Annotated in this window: 19 protein-coding genes and 1 pseudogene; 11 read left to right on the forward strand and 9 right to left on the reverse strand. The window is 70.2% G+C overall.

Features of this window, described 5'->3' with window-relative positions:
* Both A7A76_RS23995 and A7A76_RS24000 read right to left on the reverse strand, forming a co-directional pair.
* Positions 1–1,024, reverse strand: a pseudogene (locus A7A76_RS23995) (excinuclease ABC subunit A); the annotation flags it as partial.
* Between the two features lie 155 nt (positions 1,025–1,179).
* Entirely contained in the window at positions 1,180–3,042 is a 1,863-nt protein-coding gene (locus tag A7A76_RS24000; RefSeq protein WP_206413676.1) for a glycoside hydrolase family 9 protein, read from the reverse strand.
* Positions 3,043–3,175: 133 nt separating this feature from the next.
* On the opposite strand from A7A76_RS24000, the gene A7A76_RS24005 reads away from it, so the two are divergent.
* From A7A76_RS24005 to A7A76_RS24025, 5 genes are all read left to right on the forward strand, one after another.
* A complete protein-coding gene (locus A7A76_RS24005) occupies positions 3,176–4,426 on the forward strand; it encodes an ROK family transcriptional regulator (protein WP_206413677.1) in 1,251 nt (416 codons plus the stop codon).
* Between the two features lie 62 nt (positions 4,427–4,488).
* Positions 4,489–5,505 (forward strand): carbohydrate kinase family protein, encoded by a 1,017-nt coding sequence (locus A7A76_RS24010; RefSeq protein ID WP_206413678.1) that lies wholly within the window; start codon positions 4,489–4,491, stop codon positions 5,503–5,505.
* Positions 5,506–5,521: 16 nt separating this feature from the next.
* Positions 5,522–6,739, forward strand: a complete 1,218-nt coding sequence (locus A7A76_RS24015; RefSeq protein ID WP_206413679.1) for an MFS transporter — start codon at positions 5,522–5,524, stop codon at positions 6,737–6,739.
* Between the two features lie 67 nt (positions 6,740–6,806).
* Positions 6,807–9,521, forward strand: a complete 2,715-nt coding sequence (locus tag A7A76_RS24020) for a TonB-dependent receptor (RefSeq protein ID WP_206413680.1) — start codon at positions 6,807–6,809, stop codon at positions 9,519–9,521.
* 171 nt (positions 9,522–9,692) lie between these two features.
* On the forward strand, positions 9,693–10,145 hold the full coding sequence (locus A7A76_RS24025; RefSeq protein ID WP_206413681.1) for a cupin domain-containing protein: 453 nt from the start codon (positions 9,693–9,695) through the stop codon (positions 10,143–10,145).
* Positions 10,146–10,169: 24 nt separating this feature from the next.
* Here A7A76_RS24025 and A7A76_RS24030 read toward each other — a convergent pair whose 3' ends face one another.
* Positions 10,170–10,508 (reverse strand): cupin domain-containing protein, encoded by a 339-nt coding sequence (locus A7A76_RS24030; RefSeq protein ID WP_206413682.1) that lies wholly within the window; start codon positions 10,506–10,508, stop codon positions 10,170–10,172.
* Positions 10,509–10,746: 238 nt separating this feature from the next.
* Between A7A76_RS24030 and A7A76_RS24035 the strand changes: the two genes are divergently transcribed.
* Positions 10,747–11,478 carry a DUF72 domain-containing protein gene (locus A7A76_RS24035; RefSeq protein WP_343225404.1) on the forward strand — a complete coding sequence of 244 codons (732 nt, stop codon included), beginning with the start codon at positions 10,747–10,749 and terminating at the stop codon, positions 11,476–11,478.
* A 57-nt stretch (positions 11,479–11,535) separates the two neighbouring features.
* Here A7A76_RS24035 and A7A76_RS24040 read toward each other — a convergent pair whose 3' ends face one another.
* Positions 11,536–13,137 (reverse strand): ATP-dependent DNA ligase, encoded by a 1,602-nt coding sequence (locus A7A76_RS24040; protein ID WP_206413684.1) that lies wholly within the window; start codon positions 13,135–13,137, stop codon positions 11,536–11,538.
* Complete coding sequence (locus A7A76_RS24045) at positions 13,134–14,186, reverse strand: ligase-associated DNA damage response exonuclease (protein ID WP_206413685.1); 1,053 nt, start codon at positions 14,184–14,186, stop codon at positions 13,134–13,136. The genes A7A76_RS24040 and A7A76_RS24045 overlap by 4 nt, the downstream gene beginning before the upstream one ends.
* 310 nt (positions 14,187–14,496) lie before the next feature.
* Here A7A76_RS24045 and A7A76_RS24050 point away from each other — a divergent pair, with 310 nt between their 5' ends.
* Together A7A76_RS24050 and A7A76_RS24055 are read left to right on the forward strand one after the other, a co-directional pair.
* Positions 14,497–15,048, forward strand: coding sequence for a hypothetical protein (locus A7A76_RS24050; RefSeq protein WP_206413686.1), 552 nt, complete (start codon positions 14,497–14,499; stop codon positions 15,046–15,048).
* 7 nt (positions 15,049–15,055) lie between these two features.
* Entirely contained in the window at positions 15,056–16,093 is a 1,038-nt protein-coding gene (locus tag A7A76_RS24055; RefSeq protein ID WP_206413687.1) for a hypothetical protein, read from the forward strand.
* Positions 16,094–16,169: 76 nt separating this feature from the next.
* Here the strand turns inward: A7A76_RS24055 and A7A76_RS24060 are convergent, their stop codons facing one another.
* Together A7A76_RS24060 and A7A76_RS24065 are read right to left on the reverse strand one after the other, a co-directional pair.
* Positions 16,170–16,418, reverse strand: a complete 249-nt coding sequence (locus A7A76_RS24060) for a hypothetical protein (RefSeq protein WP_206413688.1) — start codon at positions 16,416–16,418, stop codon at positions 16,170–16,172.
* Entirely contained in the window at positions 16,415–17,542 is a 1,128-nt protein-coding gene (locus tag A7A76_RS24065) for an MBL fold metallo-hydrolase (RefSeq protein ID WP_343225405.1), read from the reverse strand. The genes A7A76_RS24060 and A7A76_RS24065 overlap by 4 nt, the downstream gene beginning before the upstream one ends.
* Positions 17,543–17,671: 129 nt before the next feature.
* Here A7A76_RS24065 and A7A76_RS24070 point away from each other — a divergent pair, with 129 nt between their 5' ends.
* Positions 17,672–18,289 (forward strand): TetR/AcrR family transcriptional regulator, encoded by a 618-nt coding sequence (locus tag A7A76_RS24070; protein WP_206413689.1) that lies wholly within the window; start codon positions 17,672–17,674, stop codon positions 18,287–18,289.
* Between the two features lie 86 nt (positions 18,290–18,375).
* Here the strand turns inward: A7A76_RS24070 and A7A76_RS24075 are convergent, their stop codons facing one another.
* Together A7A76_RS24075 and A7A76_RS24080 are read right to left on the reverse strand one after the other, a co-directional pair.
* Positions 18,376–19,014: a hypothetical protein gene (locus A7A76_RS24075; protein ID WP_206413690.1), complete on the reverse strand. Its 639-nt coding sequence runs from the start codon at positions 19,012–19,014 to the stop codon at positions 18,376–18,378.
* Between the two features lie 101 nt (positions 19,015–19,115).
* Complete coding sequence (locus tag A7A76_RS24080; protein ID WP_206413691.1) at positions 19,116–19,262, reverse strand: hypothetical protein; 147 nt, start codon at positions 19,260–19,262, stop codon at positions 19,116–19,118.
* A gap of 114 nt (positions 19,263–19,376) precedes the next feature.
* Here A7A76_RS24080 and A7A76_RS24085 point away from each other — a divergent pair, with 114 nt between their 5' ends.
* Positions 19,377–19,610 (forward strand): hypothetical protein, encoded by a 234-nt coding sequence (locus A7A76_RS24085; protein WP_206413692.1) that lies wholly within the window; start codon positions 19,377–19,379, stop codon positions 19,608–19,610.
* A gap of 495 nt (positions 19,611–20,105) precedes the next feature.
* Positions 20,106–20,600, forward strand: a complete 495-nt coding sequence (locus tag A7A76_RS24090; RefSeq protein WP_206413693.1) for a hypothetical protein — start codon at positions 20,106–20,108, stop codon at positions 20,598–20,600.
* Positions 20,601–20,645 lie beyond the last annotated feature (45 nt).

Here is a 20,645-nt window from a genome sequence, read left to right on the forward strand (position 1 = left end):
GGGTGGCGCCGGCCGCCGGCGCGTCGAACTGCCCGGCCGCGGCCGGCGCCAGCGTCTGCGCGATCGCGTTCAACGACAGCCGCGACAGGCTGCCGATGTCGAGGCCGGCGAAGGTCACCGACAAGGCCTCGGGTTTGAGCCGGCGGCCGTCGCACACCGGACAGGCGGCGCCGCTCATGAAGCGCGCGACGCGCTTCTTCATCAGCGCGCTCTGGGTGGTGGCGAAGGTGTGCAGCACGTAGCGGCGGGCGCCGGTGAAGGTGCCCATGTAGCTGGGCTCGGCCTTGCGCCGCAGCGCGGCGCGGGTCTGCGCCGGGGTCAGGCCGGCGTAGACCGGAGCGACGGGCTGCTCTTCGGTGTAGAGGATCCAGTCGCGGTCTTTCTTCGGCAGGTCGCGCCAGGGAATGTCGACGTCGTAGCCCAGCGTCACCAGGATGTCGCGCAGGTTCTGTCCGTGCCAGGCCGGCGGCCACGAGGCGATCGCGCGCTCGCGGATGCTCAGCGACGGGTCGGGCACCATCGAGCGCTCGGTGACCTCGTAGACGAAGCCCAGGCCGTGGCAGTTCGGGCATGCGCCCTGCGGCGTGTTCGGCGAGAAATCCTCGGCGTACAGCATCGGCTGCCGCGCCGGGTAAGTGCCGGCGCGCGAGTACAGCATGCGCAGCAGGCTCGACAGCGTGGTGACGCTGCCGACCGTGGAGCGGACGTTGGGCGTGCCGCGCTGCTGCTGCAGCGCCACCGCCGGCGGCAGCCCCTGGATCTCGTCGACGTCGGGCACGCCGACCTGGTCGATCAGCCGGCGCGCGTACGGCGACAGCGATTCCAGATAGCGCCGCTGCGCCTCGGCGAACAGCGTGCCGAACGCCAGCGAGGACTTGCCCGAGCCGGACACGCCGGAGAACACCACGAACGCATCGCGCGGGATGGCGACGTCGACGTCCTTGAGATTGTGTTCGCGGGCGCCGCGTACGCGGACGAAGGCGGCGTCGTGGAACGGCTGCGGGGAGCGGGATCGGGTCGCCATGAGCGGTGCTGCGGTATCGGGGCGCACAGTGTGGACCCAATCGCGTCGGCGTCGCCATCGGCGCGCATCAGCGGTCTTGCGTTGCGGCGGGCCTGCTGGTCCGCGGGCGCCTGCGATCTCGCCGATCCAGCACGATCAACACCGGGCCGGGCGACTCAGCGCGCCTCGTCGCCCGCCACCGCCATCGCCGCGAACAGCATCCACGTGGTATGCGGAATCCACTGCTCCACCCAGCGCCACTGCTCCGAATCCGGGCCCGGCGCGAAGCTGATGCCGGCGCCGGTGTCGCTGCCCACCGCGCCGGTGATGCCGTTGGAGATGCCGCCGACGAACATTTCGCCGGCGCTCTCCAGCACCGTCGGCGGGTTCTTGCGGCCGAAGCCGTAGAGCATGGAGATGCCGTAGGGGTTGCGGCCCAGGGTCCAGTCGAGCTGGTCCTGCGCGTAGGCGGCGCGCTCGGCCGGCAGGCCGTAGCCGGCGTCGCCGCGGTTCGCCACGGCGCGGCTGCCGACCGCCATCGCCGCGCTCAGCGAGGCCAGGCGCGCGCTTTCGCCCTGCCACCAATAACCGGTTTCGTTGCGGTGCGGGATGAAGAAGCCTTCCAGCACCGCGCCGGCGGCCTTGCCGTCCTGCGCCAGCTGGAAGCGCTGGCGGGCGTAGCCGTAGGGGTTGGCGACCGCGCCGGTGATCGCCAGTTCGTGCGCGAGCGCCTTGCCGATGGCGTCCAGCGCGCCTCGGCGCCGCGCCGGTTTCGGCTCGATCCCGGCATAGGCCGACAGGCTGATGACCGGCAGGCCGGCCTCGGCCGCGTGGTAATAAGGCCGGCTGCCGCCGTCGCTGAGGAAACCGCCGTCGGCCTGCTGCCGCGCGATCAGGCGCGCGGCGCGCTCGCGCGCATCGTCGAGGTAGCGCGCCTGGCCGGTGGCGCGCTGCAACTCCACCAGCGCCATCAGCGCGGTGTAGTCGTCGATGATGTTTTCCTTGCCGTCGGCGCAGTACTGCGGATTGAACTGGCGCAGGTGCGCATAGGCGCGCTCGGCGTCGGCGAGGTACTGGGCGCCGTCGAATTCGCCGTGGCGGCCGCTTTGTTTCGCCAGCATCGAGGCGCGCGCGAGCGCGGCGATGGCCATGCCGCCGCCGGCGCGGAAGGCCGAGCGGTACAGCGTGGTGTAGGTGCCGGCCGCGCCTTCGTAGCCGGTGACCATGCGCACCGCGCCGGGCGTGCCCCACTGGTCGAACACGGTGGTGTAGAAATAGCCGTCTTTGTCGAGGATGCGGTGCAGATAGTCCGCACCCCAGAACGCTTCGTCCTCGACCTGCGCCTGCAAACCGTGCGCGGCGAACAACGCCTTGCGCGCGTGCGCGCCGTAGGCCAGCACCCACGCCGCCATCGACGCCTGCTGCGGATTGAAGTGATTGGCGTAGCCCAGGTGCGAGAGGTACTTGCCCTTGTCGCCGCCGGCGTCCTGCCAGCCGCCCCAGGCGTTCACCCGGCGCGAGGTCTGGAAGACCGGCAGGTCGCGGTCGCCCGGGTCGGTGTGGCGGCTGCGCTTGAAGTAGCCCAGCATCTGCGCGCCGGCGACGGCGAAGATCGCGTCGTCGCGCACCGGCACCACCGCCGACTGCGCCTGGCGCTTGCCGATGCTGACCTTGACCTGGTACTGGCCGGGCTGCTGCGCATCGGAGAAATCGACGCTGAAATAGCGCTTGCCCGGGCCCCACTCGGCGAACGCCGGCAGCGCTTGCAGCTCGCCTTGCTTGATCGGCTTGCCGTCGCGCAGCACGGTGTAGCGGCCTTGCCCGGCCTCACCCGTGTATTCGACGATGGCGCGCTTCGGCCCGCGCCGCTCCAGCGCGACCTGGTTGAGCTGCACCAGCAGCGGCGCGATCGGCAGGCGCACCGACACCGTGGTCTTCGACGCCTCCGGCGCGGCCGCGCACGCGCCGCCCGACAACGCGAGCGCCAGCGCGGCGACCATCAGGATTGCGGTCTTGCGGACAAGCGGCGGACGGGTCATCGGCACGGTTCCGGATAGACTGGGCAGCGCAACTTAGCCACGCGACCGGCCGCTCGTCAATAAATACTTCACATGGATGTATGAATAATACGACGCCAATCCCCTCCCCTACGCTCAACCGGTTCCAACCCTTATGAACATCGGCCGCGGCGCCACCCAGCAATCCAGCGCCCCCTACAACCGCCGCCTGGTGCTGGATTTCATCCGCCAGCACGGCGCGGCCTCGCGCAAGGACATCCAGGAAAAGGTCTCGCTCAGCCCGCAGACGGTCGCCAACATCACCAACGAGCTCGAATCCATCGGCCTGATCGTGTCGCGCCGGCAGAAGGATCTGAAGACCCGCGGCCAGCCGCCGATCGCCTTCGAGATCAATCCCGACGCCGGCCAATCGATCGGCATCAGCCTGGAGCCGGGCCGCGCCAGCGGCGCGCTGGTCAATCTGGTCGGCCGCATCGACGCGCGTTGCGAAGTGCAGTTGCAAGGCTGCGACCGCGCGCAGTTGCTGGCCGGGCTGATGGAACTGGTGGCGAGCCTGCGTCGCCAGGCCAATGCGCGGCTGTGGGGCATCGGCGTGGCCCTGCCCGGCCCGCTCGGCGACACCGAGCTGAGCTTCGTCGGCCCGACCGCGCTGGAGGGCTGGAAGGATCTGTCGATCCTCGACCAGTTGCAGGAGGCCACCGGCCTGCCGCTGTTCCACAGCGTCGACAGCGTCGCCGGCGCGCTCGGCGAGACCTTGTACGGCGTCGCCCGACACCTGGACAACTTCTTCTACCTGCACCTGAGCATGGGCCTGGGCGGCTCGCTGATCGTCGGCCGCAACCACTACCGCGGCGCCGACGGCAACGCCACCGAGATCGGCCACGTGCCGGTGGTTCCCGGCGGCACGCCTTGTTACTGCGGCAACCACGGCTGCCTGGAGCGCTACCTGTCGCTGCATTCGCTGGCCGAGGCGCTGGGCCTGGACGATGCGCGGATCCGCACGCCGGACTGGCTCGAACGCCTGGACGACGCCGCCGACCCGGCCATGCAGCAGTGGTGCGCGCAAGCGGCGCAGCGGCTGCGCGATGCGATCTGCATGATCGAGAACCTGTTCGACCCGCAGACCATCGTCATCGGCGGTTCGGCGCCGCAGCAACTGGTGCAGCGCCTGGTCGAACAGGCCCAACCGCTGCACCGCTCGGTGCGCGGCCGGCCCGATCCGCAACTGCCGCGGGTGATGATTTCCCAGCGCGAGGAAGACTGCTCGCTGCTCGGCGCGGCGGTGCTGCCGATCCACGAACTGCTCTCGCCGCGCCTGGAAGGCCTGCAGAAGGACGAACTCGGCGATTTGCAGACGACCGAACTGCTGGGCCACCGCCCGGCCGTCGGAGGGCGCCGGATTTAATTAAACTTCCACTGGATATTTTTATTGACGAGGCGGAATCGGGGTGACTATAGTCGGCCCCCATGACGCTCGATTCGCCTCGATCCCACCTCGCTCGATCCGGCCTTGAGCCGGCTCCGCCCCGATTCAGCATCGTCGGCGACGTCAGCGTCGACCTGGTCCTGGGCACGCTCGACGGCTGGCCCAGGATCGGCACCGAACACCTGTTGCCGCGCAGCGAGCTGCGCGCCGGCGGCTCGGCCGCGAACTCCGCCCTCGCCGCCCGCCACCTCGGCCTGAGCCCGCACCTGATCGGCGCGATCGGCGAGGACGACCTCGCCCAATGGCTGCGGCTGCAACTGGCCGGCATCCGCATCGACCTGCAGACCTGCGCCAGCGACACCACCATGTCGGTCGGCCTGCTGCACACCGGCGGCGAGCGCACCTTCTTCACCAGCTACGGCCACCTGCAGCACCTGAGCCCGGACTTCGTGCTCAGGCACCTGCCGCCGGCGACGCCCGGCAGCGTCGCGCTGTTCACCGCGCCGTTCCTGCTGCCGGGGCTGCGCGCCGATTTCGCCGGCCTGCTGGCCGAAGCCTCGCGCCTGGGCTATCGGGTCGCGCTCGACACCGGCTGGCCGCCGGAAGGCTGGACGCCGCAGGTGCATCGCGAAGCCGAAGCCTGGCTGGCCCAGTGCGACCACGTGCTGGTCAACGAACTGGAGACGATGAGTCTGGCCAGCGGCCAGGACGAGTGCCGCGACCTGGATCAGGCCGTGCGGCGCGTCGCCGCCCTGCTCAAGCCCGGCGCGCACCTGATCGTCAAGCTCGGCGCCGCCGGCGCGCTCGGCCACGTCGACGGCCGCAGCCTGCGTTACGCCGCCGAGACCGCGCTCGACGTGTTCGACACCGTCGGCGCCGGCGACGCTTTCAACACCGGTTATCTGGCGGCGCGCCTGAACCACGCCGGCTCGAACCAAGCCGGCCTCGCCGACGCGCTCGCCGCCGGCTGCCGCACCGCCGCCGCGATCCTGCCGCGCTTCCCGCGCAAGCGCATCGCCGCCGGCGAACTCGCCCATTGCCTGCTGCCGCAGACCTGACCCCGGAGGCACGATCGTGAAGCACCGGCCGTTGATCATCAGCTACCTCCTCCTGATCTGGTTCGCGATCTCCTTCATCACCAATCTGATCGGGCCGCTGATGCCGATCGCCATCCAGGACTTCAAGCTGAGCCTGACCATGGCCGGCTTCATGCCGTTCTCGTTCTTCCTGGCCTACGGCCTGATCTCGATCCCGGGCGGCTTGCTGATCGAACTGCGCGGCACCCGCTTCACCTTGTTCGCCGCGTTCGCGCTGAACTTCATCGGCGCGCTGGCGATCGCGGTGATGCCGGGCTATGTCTCGGTGGTCGCCGGGCTGTTCGTGATCGGCCTGGGCATGGCGTTGCTGCAGGTGGTGATCAACCCGCTGATGCGCACCGCCGGCGGCGAAGCGCACTTCGCGTTCTTCTCGGTGATGGCGCAGTTGGTGTTCGGCCTGGCCTCGTTCCTGAGCCCGCTGGCGTTCCGCCTGTACATGCAGCGCCCCGGCATGGACGGACAGCCGCTGGGCTGGCTGACGTTCTACTGGTACTTCAGCGCCGCCTTCGTGCTGCTGGCGCTGCTCAACTACAAGCTGCCGCTGCCGGCGGTGGCGCTCAAGGACGACGAGCGCGCGGGCAGCCGCGAGGCCTACCGCAGCCTGCTGCGGCGCCGCGACGTGCGCCTGTTCTTCCTGGCCATCGTCGCCTATGTCGGCACCGAGCAGTCGCTGGCCAACTGGATGTCGCAGTTCCTGCACAGCTACCACGGCCTGTCGGCCACCGAACAGGGCACAGTCGCGGTCAGCCGCTTCTGGGGGCTGATGTCGCTGGGCTGCCTGGTCGGCCTGGGGCTGCTGAAACTGCTCGATTCCAAGTGGGTTCTGGCGCTGTTCTCGACCCTGGCCATCGCCTGCCTCGCCCTCGCCCTCCTCGGTTCCGCGGCCGTCGCCCAGCACGCCTTTCCGGCCGCGGGCTTTTTCTTGTCGGTGATGTTCTCGGTGATCTTCTCGCTGGGCTTGAACTCGGTCAGCCAGCACCACGGCGCGTTCTCGGGAATCTTGTGCACCGGCATCCTCGGCGGCGCCGTGGTGCCGCTGCTGATCGGCGTCGTCGCCGACCACTGGGGCCTGCGCGTGGGCTTGTCGCTGGTGTTCGTCCCGCTGCTCTACATCCTCAGCGTCGCGCTGTGGGCCAGGCCGCTGGTCCGCAACCAGACCGTGTACTCCGCGAAACCTCCTTCCGTCCCGTCTTGACCGGGCCGCAACGCCAGCCACCGCGCGGGCCCGCGGGCCCGAGTCGCCGCACAACCAGGAGCCAACGATGAAAAAGCATCCCCGCGATGTTCGACCGACCGGCATCGCCGCCGCGGTGGCCGCGGTATTGATCGGCTGCGCGAGCGCGCCGGTCGTGGCCCAGTCCGCCGCATTGGAGGGGAATCAACCGGCCCAAACCGGACAAGCCCAGGCCGGGCAAGCCGACGCCGCGCAGGGCCAGACGGGCGAGGCCCGCGCCACCCTGGAAACCGTGCGCGTGTCGGCCACGCGCCTGGAATCGGACCTGCTGAAAACGCCGGTGACCGTCACCGCCGTCAGCCAGGACGCGCTGACCCGCGAAGGCGTGCGCGACGTGCGCGGCCTGTCCGGCAGCATGCCGAATCTGCAGATCGCCTCCGGCCCGGATTCGGGCGTGCAAGTCAGCATCCGCGGCATCGGCGCCAACAACTTCACCGAGATCGGCGACCCGGCCGTCGGCCTGCACGTGGCCGGTTTGTACTCGCCGCGGCCGCAGGGCGCGCTGGCGCTGATGTTCGACGTCGACCAGGTCGAAGTGCTGCGCGGCCCGCAGGGCACGCTGTTCGGGCGCAACTCCACCGGCGGCAGCATCAACATCATTCCGGCCAAGCCGCGCTTCGATTCGACCTTCGGCAGCGCCGAGATCGACGTCGGCAGCTACAACCTGCGCCAGCTCAACCTGATCCAGAACATCGCGGTCAACGACCGCTTCGCCCTGCGCTTCTCCGCGACCAAGGTCGAGCGCGACGGCTGGATCGACCAGCAGCAGGACTTCACCGACGCGAACATTCCCGAGCGCGGCTTCATCGCCGACGGCATCCCGGACGTGGACCAGCGCCGCAACGTCAAGGTCGGGCGCGACAAGTACTACTACAACCGCGACGAATGGGCGCTGCGCCTGGCCGCGCGCTTCGCCTTCAGCGACAACCTCGAATGGCTGCTGGCCTACGAGAAATTCCAGAACGACGGCGCCGGCCAGGTCGGGCTGAAGGATTGCGACCAGGCCGCCGGCACCCGCTTCGCCTGCCCCGGCGGCAAATGGGACGTGAAGATCAACGTGCCCGGCAAGACCGACATGTCGATCGACACGGTCCGCTCCAACCTCAACTGGTTCATCGACGAGCGCAACAGCCTGGAGTACAGCGTCGCCTTCGCCACCCAGAAGCGCTCGCAGATCGCCGACGACGACGGCGGCTACCACGAGATCCCCTCGCAGGTCACCGCGACCTTCCCGCCGCCGGCGGAAGGCGACTGGGGCGTGTGGCCGGTGCGCGACAACACCTCGATCACCCTGGATTCGAAGTACAAGTCGTTCGTGCACGAACTGCAGTTCAAGCACCAGGGCGAACGCCTGAAGCTGGTGTCCGGCCTGTTCTGGATGCACGAGAAGAACCAGATCGACTACGCCCAGGAAATGCTGGTCAACGCGCCGTACGGCTACCCGATCAGCCAGCTCTATCACCAGCCCAACCGCCAGATCGACGCCAAGGCGATCTTCAGCCAGGCCGACTGGCGCTTCGCGCCGACCTGGACCTTGACCGCGGGCGCCCGCTACAGCCGCGACGAAAAGACCGACCGCGGCGGCCAGGTCTACGGCGGCTGGGACGCCACCTCGACCGCCTACTACAACGGCCTGTACGACCCGGGCACGCCGGGCCAGCCGGGCTTTCGTCCGCACAACGGCCGCGACCTGACCGAGCGGATGGGGCCGTTCGGCGGCATCGACGCCTACAAGCTGTGGGGGCCGCCGGCGGAGAACGCCAATTCCGAATCCTGGCGCAAGGTCACCTGGCGCCTGGGTTTGACCAAGGATCTGTCCGAGAACGAGATCCTGTTCACCTCGCTGTCCACCGGCTACAAGGCCGGCGGCTTCGGCGACAAGGACGACAAATGCGGCGGCAAGGTCTGCATCGACGGCCCGCCCGGCCCGCAGTACACCTTCTTCTCGTACAAGCCCGAAACCGTCGCCAACTTCGAAATCGGCTACAAGGGCCTGCTGCTGGACCAGGGCCTGAGCCTGTCGGTCACCGCCTTCTACAGCCGCTACAAGGACATGCAGGTGACCGGCGACTTCTACGCCGCCAAGGTCCACGTCGAGGAGCCCTGCCCCGACTTCGACCCGACCTGCGACGTGATCAAGAAGTGGCAGACCGTCAACGTCGGCACGGTCAACATCCCCGGCCTGGAAGTGGAAGTGGACTACCTGCCCACGCCCAACACCCGCATCGGCGGCTTCTTCTCGTACATCGACAGCAAGATCAAGGACTACCCGAGCTTCAGCGACGAATGGAACTGCGGCGTGCGCGAAGAGTTCGGCGCGCCGCCGTGCCCGGCGCCCTACACCGGTCCCGACCCGACCCTGGCCGGCCGCCAGGTCTACGACATCACCGGCAACCACCTGCCGATGACGCCGAAGTTCACCGCCGGCATCAACGCCTCGCACACCTTCAAGTTCGGCAACGGCTACGAGCTGGTGCCGTGGCTCAGCGTGAAGTGGCAGGACACGATGTACTTCACCCTGCGCAACCTCGACAACCCGCACATCTCCGACGCGCAGAAGGCCTACACCAAGGTCGACGCCAGCCTGAGCCTGAAGTCGCCGTCGTTCTGGCGCGCCGAGCTGTACGTGCTCAACGCCACCGACAAGATGACCAAGAACTGGGCCGACGACGCCGGCGGCTTCGTCCGCGGCTACTGGAACGACCCGCGCACGGTGGGCTTGCGGGTGCGGTTCGATTACTGAGCCCGGCGCGGCGCCGAGCCGCGTTCGCCTCGCGCGAGCGCGGCCGGCGCGGCGGCGCTCGCGCGGTTCGGTTCGGCGTTCTGCACGCCGGTTCGCATTAATCCGCGGCGGGCGCGCTAGCATCGCTGTTGCGCTTGCCGCGGCGAAACGCGGCCCGACAGGATCACGGACATGCCGAACAAATCGATCTGTGCGCTCGCGCTGATGGCGGCCGCCCTCGCCGTCCACGCGGCCGAGCCGCCGGTGGTGGCGCTGACGCCCGCGCAGATGAAGTGGTCCGCGCAAGGCGGCCTGGCCCTGCCCGGCATGGAGCAGGCGCTGCTGATCGGCGCGCCGGACAAGCCCGGCCCGTACACCGTCCGGCTGAAGTTCCCGGCCGGATTCAAGCTCGCACCGCACATCCATACCGACTCGCGCGAGATCACCATCCTCTCGGGCAGCTGGTACACCGGCTACGGCGAGAAAGCCGATCCGGCCGGGTTGAAGAAGCTGCCGGCCGGCAGCTTCTACACCGAACCGGCCGGCGTTGCCCACTATGTCGAAGTGCGCGAGCCGACGGTCATCCAGGTCAGCGGCACCGGGCCGAGCGGGCGCAAGTTCATCGAGGCCGCGCCGGGCGAATGAACGCGGCGCGCGCCGGCCGGCCGCTCAGGCGCCGGCGGCGCGCGGCTCGCCATCGCCGTCGTAAGCCGGCGGCGAATAGACGTTCAGCGTTCGCAACAGCGTGCGCCCGGTGTTGCGGATCTCGTGGCGTTCGCCGCGTTCGATCACCAGCAAACTGCCGGGCCCCAGGCGCTGGCGCCGTCCTTCGACGATCGCCAGGCCGCTGCCGGCCACCACGTACAGCCATTGCTCCGCGCCGCGATGGCGGTTGTCCGGGCCGCCTTCGCGGTCGCCGGGCGCGATGACCATTTCCGCGGCCTGCACCCGCCGCACCTGCAGCGCGACCCGGAAGCCCTTGCCGAAACGCAGGCGCTTGTATTGCATGACGAGATCCTCGCAAGCGCGAACCTCGGTTCGCCGACCGCGCCAGACTGCGTGCGCGCAGGTTAAGTCGAGTACTGCGGCGAGTGAAGATCGCGCCGGCCCGCGTTCACGCCGATGCTACGAAACCGGCGTCAGCATCGCAGCCATGCGAAACGCTGCGAGGTCTGCGAAGCCTGTCGTACCGCCCACCGATCGGTCCCTGGCTAGCGAGCCGCGCGCACGCGCGACCGCCGCGCGCGTGCGCGTAGGCTGCGCCGGCTGGTCGCTGCCGGCCGCGCAACGCGCGCGCTTCGGCGCCGGCGACAGTGTCCTGGCCGCGTACGCGACGCGCTTCGACGCGGTCGAAGTCAACTCCTCGTTCTATCGCCCGCACCGCCGCGCCACCTGGCAGCGCTGGGCCGACAGCGTGCCCGCCGGGTTCCGCTTCAGCGCCAAGCTGCCGCGCAGCATCACCCACGAGGCCGGCCTGCACGCGGTCGGGCCGCAGCTGGACGAGTTCATCGGCCAGGTCGACGGCCTGGGCGAGCGGCTCGGCGCGTTGCTGGTGCAGTTGCCGCCGTCGCTGGCGTTCGATGCCGCGGTGGCGGCGCGCTTCTTCGCCATGCTCGGCCGGCGCAGCGCGGCGGCCGTGGTCTGCGAACCGCGCCATCGCTCCTGGTTCGGCGAGCGCGCGCAGGACTTGCTGCGGCGCCACGGCGTGCAGCGCGCAGGCGTGGACCCGCCGGTGCCGCTGGCCGCGGCCGCGGAGCCTTCGTCCGACGGCGCGCTGCGTTACTGGCGCTGGCACGGTTCGCCGCGCACCTATTACAGCGCTTACGGCGAAGCGCGACTTGCGGCCATGGCCGCCAGCGCTTGCGCCGAAGCCGCGGAGGCAAGCGAAACCTGGTGCGTGTTCGACAACACCGCGGCCGGCCACGCGGTGGCCGACGCGCTGCTTTTCCAGCGGCTGTGCGCAGCCGCGCAGGGCTGACCGCGTCCAGCCGGAACGGTTGCGTCCCCATCGTCGTCTTTCAGCGCAGGACGGGCTTCAGCGCGCCAACGCCTTGAGCGCCTGCAGCGTGTCGGCCTGCGCCGCGGTCTTGTCGCGGCGCCAGCGCAGAATGCGCGGAAAACGCACCGCCACGCCCGACTTGTGCCGGCTGGAACGGTTGACCGCCTCGAAACCCAGCTCGAACACGTGCTCGGGCGTCACCGCGCGCACCGGGCCGAACCGTTCCAGCGTATGCGCGCGGATCCAGCGGTCGAGCTCGAGGATCTGCGCGTCGTCCAGCCCCGAATAGGCCTTGGCCACCGGGACCAGTTCGCCTTCGTGCCACAGGCCGAAGGTGTAGTCGGTGAACAGAGTGCTGCGGCGGCCGTGGCCGGCCTGCGCATAGATCAGCATCGCGTCGATCTGCAGCGGGTCGATCTTCCACTTCCACCAGTCGCCACGCCGGCGTCCGACCCGGTAAGGCGAATCGAGCCGCTTCAGCATCAGGCCTTCGACGCCGCGTTCGCGCGAGCCCTCGCGCAGCGCCGCGGCCTCGCGCCAGCCGTCCGCCTGCAGCTGCGGCGACAGCGCGATGCGTTGGCCGGCGCGCGCGTCGAGCCCGGCGATCACTTCGGCGAGCGCGGCGCGGCGCTCGTGCAGCGGCCGCTCGCGCCAATCCTCGCCGTCGAGTTCGAGCAGATCGTAGGCGAGCAGGCGCGCCGGCGCCTCGGCCAGGCTCTTGGGACCGGGCTTGCGCCGCTGGATCCGGGTCTGCAGCGCGGCGAACGGCAGCGGTTCCGGTTCGCCGTCGCGCCAGGCCAGCAGCTCGCCGTCGAGCACGCAGTCGCGCGGCAGATGCTGCGCGGCGGCTTCGATTTCGGGAAAGCGCCCGTCCAGGCGCTCTTCGCCGCGCGACCACAGCGCGACCTGGCCGCGGCGCCGCAGCAGTTGCAGGCGGATGCCGTCCCACTTCCACTCCAACAGCCACTGCGCGGACTCGCCCAGCGCGGCCGGCGGCTGTTCCAGCGGCGAGGCCAGGAAGAACGGATAGGGCTGTTCGCGATCGCCGCGCTGCGGCTGCGCCGACACCAGCGCGGCGACGAACTCCGGCGACGGCGTCCACGCGCCGAGCATGCGCTGGGCGATCAAGGCGATGTCCACCCCCGACCATTGCGACAGCGCCTGCTGCACCAATCGTTGCGACACCCCGACCCGCAACGCGCCGGTCAGCAGTTTGTTGAACGCGAAACGCTGCGGCGGCGGCAGCTCGCGCCAACCGGCCAGCACCGCCTCGCGACGGCGCTGCGGTTCGGCGCCGGCCACCGGCGCCAGCGTCTGCTCGATCCAGGCGTGCAACGGCCGCTCCGGCGCGGCCGCGGCCGGCTCGGGCAACAGCAGGGTCAAGGTTTCGGCCAGATCGCCGACCTGCTCGTAGCAGTCGTCCACCAGCCACGGCGGAAGCGAGGATTCGGCGGCGATCCAGTCGCGCAGTTCGCGCTGGTTGGCGATGCGCGCGAGCTTGCCGCCGGACAGCAGCCACAGCGCCCAGGCCAGATCGGCCGGCGCGGCGCTGCGGAAGTACTCGATCAGCGCGGCGCGCTTGTGCGAGGTCGCGGTGGTGCGGTCGAGTTCGCGGTAGAGCGCGGCGAACGCCTTCATGCGCCCTCCCCTTCGAACCCGGCGCCCAGCGCCGCCGCGTCGACGCCGTCCTCGCGCAGCGTGCGCACCAGCGCGTCGGCGCGGCCGTGGGTCGCGAGCACTCGTCCGGCGCCGCTGGCGCGGATGCTGTCGAGCAGCGCCGGCCAGTCGGCGTGATCGGAAATCACGAAGCCGCGATCGACGTTGCGGCGGCGCCGGTTGCCGCGCACCCGCATCCAGCCGGAGGCGAAGCCGGTCTGCACTTCGCGGAACCGGCGCATCCACGCCGATCCCAGCGCCGACGGCGGCGCCAGCACCAGCTCGCCGGCGAAGGCGTCGCGATCGGCCGCTGCGGCGCGCCGTCCCGATCCGGACGCGGCGGAGGGCGAAGCGTCGGCCAGCGCGCGCGTTTCCACCATTGCCACGCCCGCCTCGCGGTACACCCGCACGCCGGCCTCGATCGCGCCGTGGGTCCATACCGGCCGCGGGTCCAGCGCGCTCAGTTCGGCCAGTATCCGCTGGGCCTTGCCCAGCGCGTAGCAGAACAGCACCGCGGCCTCGCCGCGCGCGGCGCACTGCTCGCGCCACTGCACGATCTGCGCGACTTCTTCGCCGGTATCGGGCCAACGGTAGATCGGCAGGGCGAACGTCGCTTCGGTAACGAAGGTATCGCAGGCGACCGGCTGGAACGGCGTGCAGGTCGGATCGCCCTGGCGCTTGTAGTCGCCCGACACCACCCAGACTTGGCCGCCGGCTTCGATCCGCACTTGCGCCGAGCCGAGCACGTGCCCGGCCGGATGCAGCGACACCTGCGCCGCGCCGAGCCGGAACGGCTCGCCGTAGGCATAGACGAAGTAGCGGCGCTCGCCGAGCCGCCAGCGCAGGATCGGCAGGCCGGCCGCGCTGGCGTGGTATTCGCCCATGTCGGCGCGCGCGTGGTCGCCGTGGCCGTGGGTGATCACCGCCCGCGCCACCGGACGCCACGGATCGATGTAGAAATCGCCGGGCGGACAGTACAGGCCTTCGGGGCGCACCACCACCAGGTCGCCGGGACGTTCGTCTGCGCTCATGCGGCGACGCTAGCGCGGACGATGTTGCGATCGCGTCCACGCCGCGCGGGCGCGTGTTGGCGCCCGTAGCGCACGGCGGTTTTTTCCAGGCCGCTTCGCGAGCCGCCGTTGCGGGGCGGCTTTCTGAGATGGCCCCGCTGCGAGTTCGCCAGGCGCGCCGACACAGGCATCGACCTTTCGCCGGGCCGCTTCGGTTCGGCGCTGCGGCGACGGCCACGCGCCGCGCGACTGTTGCGCCTGCCGATCCACTATGATCCACCACCATGCCGCGCGCCGCGCGCGGCGCCGCATCGAATCGCAGAGGTCTGGAGTGGCACAAGCATCGGAGCAGCTGATCGCCCTGTTGGGGCGCGCGTTCGACGGCAAGGCGATCCGCGACGTATTGGCCGGCTGGGAGGTCAAGCGGGTCGCCGCACCCAACGGCCCGTTGAGCGAAAGCATCGTCTGGATCCCCAAGGCCTCGGTGCGCATCGACGTGTACCGTCCGCAGCAGTTGAGCAAGCTCACCGCAACCGCCCACGCGGCGTCGGCCGACGAGTGGCTGATCGGATCGGTGGAACTGCTCGCGCCGGGCTCGGACAACCGGATCAAGGCGCCCTTCCCCGGCCCGCTGCCGCAGGGCCTGAGCATGCAGTCCACGCCGCAGGCCTGCATCGACGCCTACGGCGCGCCGGATCTGGACGAGGAGCACGAGCGCCCCGGCTTCTCCGGCCGGGTGCTGGCGTGGCGATTGCAGACCGCCAATCGCGCGATCACCTTCGCCGGCCTCGGCGACGACAGCGTAATGATCGGCTACACCGCCTGCCTGATCGGCTGCATCGGCGCATGGCGCTACACCCAGCCCGAGATCTTCGCGCCTTGAGCCGGCCATGAACGAATCGACGCTGGAGTGGAGCGGCCCCGACCTGCTCGATCTCGCCGCGGTCGCGCGCGCCGACGGCGATCTGCTGGCGCTGGACGCGAGCGGCGGCCTGCACTGCATCGATCTGCGCTCGGGACGCGCGACGCAGCTGGGGGCGGTGGAACTGCCGGCGCACACGGTCGACAACCCCGGCGCGTTCGGGCTCGACTCGCGCTGGCGCCTGCACGCCAGCGCCGACGGCGAGTTCGCGGCGGTGGTCTTCGACGGCGGCAGGCACGGCCTGGTCGTCGCTCTCGCGCCGTTTCGGCTCGCGATGCGGCTCGATGGCGGCGACTATTACGAAGACACGGTGCCCTTCTCGGCCTGCTTCCTGCCGTTCCAGGGCCGGACCGTGCTGATCCATCGCAGCGCCTGGAACCGGCTCGACGCGTCCGACCCGCGCAGCGGCCGCTTGCTCACTGCACGCGGCCCGACCGGTTACGAAAACGGCGAGCGCCCGCCGCACTATCTGGATTATTTCCACGGCCTGCTGCGGCCGAGCCCGTCCGGCCGCCTGCTGTTCGATTCGGGTTGGGTCTGGCAACCGGCGGGCATGCCCTGCGTGTTCGACGCTGCGGCGTGGCTGGCGTCCAACGTGTGGGAGTCCGACGACGGCGCCTCGAAGCGGCGGCTGCTCCTGCGCGACGACTGGAACCTGCCCGCGTGCTGGATCGACGACGACCACATCGCCCTGGGCGGCATCGCCCAATGGGACGAAGAGGACGCCGAGAACGCTGCCGCGCCGGCCGGCGTGCGGATCGTCGACGTGCGCCAGGGAACGCTGGCGCCGGACCGGATCCTGGTCATGAGCGCCGAGCCGAAGCAACTGTTCAGCGACGGCCGCTCGCTGTTCGCCACGCTCGGCGGCGATACCGCGATCTGGTCGCTGGGCGCCGGCGAATGCACGGCGGTGCTGAGCGGCTTCGCCGCGACCCACCATCATCCGCGTTGCCGGATGCTGGTGCAGGCGCTGCCGCGGCGGATCCGCATCGCGGCGCTGGAGTGAGCTTGCGCCGCCGCGTCGCGCCGGCGCGAAGCCTCCGGCGTTCCGACCCGGGCAGCGGGTCGGCCACGCCGCGGCGTCAGCGCGCCGCGGCCAGCCTGGGAACGTCGTTGGATTCGTCCACCACCGCCGCAACCGCATAGCCGCTGCGCGCGATCGCCGCCACCGTTTCGGCCACGGTCAGCCAGTTCTCGACCCGCACGATCGGCGCGTCGTGCTCGAAATCGCGTTCGAAGTTGATCCGGCTGCCGAGGTCGGCGCGCAGCACCGCGGCGGTGATGCCGCGCATGGCGTCGGCGTCCAGGCTCTGTTGCAGTCGCAGTCTCATGGGCGGGCGGTCCGTTCGGTAGCGTGCCGGTGGAGGATGTGATCGGTTGCGGGATGCGGCGCCTGGGCTGGCCCGGTTTCGCGCCACCACGTCGCGGTGGCCTGCGGCGCGGACAGATCGACGCGTTCGCCCATGCGCGGCGTGACCAGGGCGACGCCGCGTTCGGCGGCCAGCGCCGAGACGCGTTCGAACGGTTCGGTCCACGCGTGCATCGCCAGGTCGAAGGTGCCGTTGTGGATCGGCAGCAGCCAGCGGCCGCGCAGGTCCAGGTGCGCCTGCACGGTCTGTTCGGGCTGCATGTGCACGTGCGGCCAGTGGGCGTTGTAGGCGCCGGTTTCCATCAGCGCGACGTCGAACGGGCCGAAGCGGCGGCCGATCTCGGCGAAGCCGTCGAAGTAGCCGGTGTCGCCGCTGAAGAACAGCCGCAGCGGCGGCGCGCCCGGCGCCTCGTCGAGGATCGTCCACGACGCCCACAAGGTCTTGTCGCTGTCGAACAGGCCGCGTCCGGAGAAATGCTGGGCCGGCGTGGCGACGAAGCGCACGCCGTCGACGACGGCGCCCTGCCACCAGTCGAACTGGCGCACCTTGGCCGGATCGACGCCCCAGCCGATGAGCCGGTCGCCCACGCCGAGCGGCGTCAGGAACACGTCGGCGGTCTTGGCCAAGGTCAGCACAGCATCGAAATCGAGATGGTCGAAGTGATCGTGCGAGAGGATCACTCCGCGCAGCGGCGGCAGGTCGGCCAGGGCGATCGGCGGCGCGTGGAAGCGCTTGGGGCCGATCCACTGCACCGGCGAGGCGCGTTGGCTGAACACCGGATCGGTGATCCACCAGCCGCCGCGCAGCTTGATCAGCACGGTCGAGTGGCCGAGCCGGAACAGGCTGCGGTCCGGCGCCTGGGCCAGGTCCTCGCGGGTCAGCGCGAGCACCTTTGGTGCGGCCGCCGGGACCGCGTCGGCCGGCTTGTGCCACAGGGCGTCGGCGATGATCCGCAGCATCTTGCGCAGCCCGGTGGCCGGGCGCGGGACCGGATTGCGGAAGCGGCCGTCGGCGAACTGCGGCGAGGCGGCGTGTCCGTCGGCGGGGCGTTGGGGCTTGGCGAAGGAAAGCAGGCAGGCGCTCACGAGCGGGACTCCGGTGAACAGACGGGGGACTTAGGGGGAGAACGGCCGGACAGCCCGGCCTGAACGATTACACTGCCCAGTGTAGTGTACTTTTTGAAAAAGTAAACCCTGCGGTGTAACCTTGCCGCCATGAACCGCCCTGCCCCCGCCCGCCTGACCGACCGCAAGCGCGCGGCCATCCTCGACGCGGCCGAGGCCGAATTCCGCCAGGCCGGCTACGAAGCCACCAGCATGGACCGCATCGCGGCCAGCGCCGGGGTCTCCAAGCGCACCGTCTACAACCACTTTCCGAGCAAGGAAGTGCTGTTCGCGCAGATCCTGCAGCAGTTGTTCGAACGCAGCCGCGAATCGCCGGAACTGGCCTACCGCGCCGACCGGCCGCTGCGCCAGCAGTTGCTCGACCTGGTCCAGCAGAAGCTGCAACTGCTGCACGACGAAGCCTTCATCGACCTGGTCCGGGTCGCCGTCGCCGCGGTCATCCCCTCGCCCGAACGCGCGCAGCAGATCTTCAAGCGCGTCGGCGACAAGGAAGAGGGCCTGACCGTGTGGATCCGCGCCGCCGCCGCCGACGGCCGGCTCAAGACCGACGACCCGCAGTTCGCCTCGATGCTGCTGCAGGGCATGATCAAGGGTTTCGCGTTCTGGCCGCAGATCACCCTCGGCCATCCGATCCTGAGCGCGGACGAGCGCGAGCGCGTGGCGCATACGGCGACCGACATGTTCCTGGCGCACTTCGCCGCGCAGTGATCGCGCGGTGATCGCGCGCTGATTCGGCCGGGCGACGCGCATCGCCCGCACCGCGCCGGCCCGAACACGATTCGCGCGATCGGATCTTACGAACGCCGCGAAATGCCGATCTTCAGATGGTCGCGGATGTAGATCTCGACGTACCCCGGCAACCATCCCTCGAACGCCATGCGCACGAACGGCGCCAGCAGGCGGCTGTCCTGTCGCGGGGTCAGGAACACCACCGACCACAGGTTCAACGGCCGGGTTTGCTCGCCGCCGACGCCGTGGATCACGTGGAAGATCGGCTGTCCCTCGCCGGCGCGCAGAGTGACGCCGTCGGCGTCGGGATACTCGGCGGCGCCGATGAAGGTCACCTTCTGCCGGTGGTGATCGACCCGGGTCTGCTCGAGGATCAGTTCGCGCCGTTCCGGCTGCAGCCACAGGCGCTGGCGCGACTTGCGCACGAAACGCTCCACGCCCGCGCTTTCGCCGCGCTCGTCCCACACCGCCGCGCTGCCGGGCTCGACCACATAGGGAATGAACAGGTCGGGCCGCCGCGCCTTGCGCGCTTCCATGTCCCACAGCTGCGCGCGGGTGAGTTGCAGCGGACGTTCGAGTTCGTAGCGTTCGGCCAGGATCCGGTTCACGTCCAGCGGCGGAATTTCGAAGCGGGTGTGGGCGGGGTCGTTCCAGGCCTGTGCGAAGACGGGCTCGTGTTCGATGGTCGGGTAGGCGATGGCCATGCGGTCGCTCCTTGGAAGGTCGTAACGCGGCGGCGCTTGCGTCCGGTAGTGCTCAAGCGGCGGCGTATGTACGAACGCTACGACCTCAGCCTAGGTAGAGGTCAACGATTTCGCCGGCGAACGGACAGTTCCAGGCGGGCAACGCTGGACGCGATGCGATCGCTGAACGCTGTGAACGCGATGATGAACGAGGTGAAGGCCGCCTGTGCATGAATGCGCGCGGCGTATGCGGGCATCGCGCCGTTCATGCGGCTTCGTACGCGAACGCGCCCGGCTTTGTGCGTCAGGCCTCGAATGTCGCGATGCGGATGCGCGAGTATCGCGACGTCGACGAGCGGTCGACGACGAATGAGGAAACGCGCATGAAGCGCAGCACCCAGACCCTGTGCGTGGCGATGACGCTGCTGTTGACGGCGGCCGCCAGCGGCCCGCTGCTGGCCAAGAACGACTATCTGCCGGCGCCGGGCGAGGTCCGCACCTATTTCGAGAACGGCGTGGAAGTCGGACGCGCGGTGCACAATCAGTGCACGGGCCAGATCAGCGTGCAGGGGCGGGTTACGCCGCAATACACCGGCTCGTTCACCGTCAGCTGTTGAGCCGGCGCCGCGGCGAGGGCGCGCGTCTCGCCGCGGCGTGTGGCGACGATGCGTCCGACGCATCGAATGAGCGCGGCCATCGCGGCTCGCGCGTGCGAAGGCTTCGGCGAATGAGCCGCCGAAGTCCGCTGCGACGCGCTGCGATCGGCAGCAAGCGCGCAGCGTCGACATCGTCGCAACGAAAAACCGCGCGTCGCAACCTTCGCGCCCGCATCGCGCTCGCACGGCCCGCGCGGCTTCACGACCGCCGTCGCGCTTCGGCCGATCCGCCGCGCAATCTGTGTCCTCGTTCCGTCCGCATGCGCACGCGCTGATCTAGCATCGCCCCGTCATTGCGGTTGTCGCGCATCGCGCAGTCCGCATCGCCGACGCGGACACGACATCGTCCGCGCATTCCCGCCACCGCCCTGCTCGCCCGGTTCCGCTGCGCGGGACGCGGCGGAGCCTGCGCGGCGGCGCGCGACGCGCCCGAGCTTCCCCACGCCTGAGGTAGTCATGACCGATCCGTCCCTGCCGGGTCCGCGCGCTGTCGGCGCGGCCTTGAGTCCGCTGCGCCTGAGCTTGATCCGCGGCTATTTCCTGCTCGACTTCGTCCTGCTCGGCGCTTACGCCTGGTCGACCCTGCTCGGCCGCGACGCGCCCTGGCCGGCGCTGGACGGCGTCGCCTTCAGCTTCTGGGCCGCGGTGTCGCTGCTCAGCGGCCTGGGGCTGCGCTATCCGCAAAAGATGTTGCCGGTGCTGTTCGTGCAACTGGCCTACAAGCTGGTGTGGCTGCTGGCGGTGGCCGCGCCGATGGCGCTGCGCGGCCACGGCGGCGAGATCGCGCCGATGGCGCGCGACATGGCGGTGGCGCTGGCGCTGCTGCTGGCGGCGATTCCGTGGCGCTACGCGCTGGACACCTACCTGCGCGCACCGGCCGAGCCCTGGCGCGGCGCGCCTCGCCCAACGCAGGCCGCCGAGATGGAACCGGCCGCGCGCCGCGGCGCTTGAACTCGCCGCGGCGGCGCGAGCGTCGCCGCGGTCCGCTGCCGACGC

The organism is Lysobacter enzymogenes (assembly GCF_017168095.1).
GTDB classification, from domain to species: domain Bacteria; phylum Pseudomonadota; class Gammaproteobacteria; order Xanthomonadales; family Xanthomonadaceae; genus Lysobacter; species Lysobacter enzymogenes_D.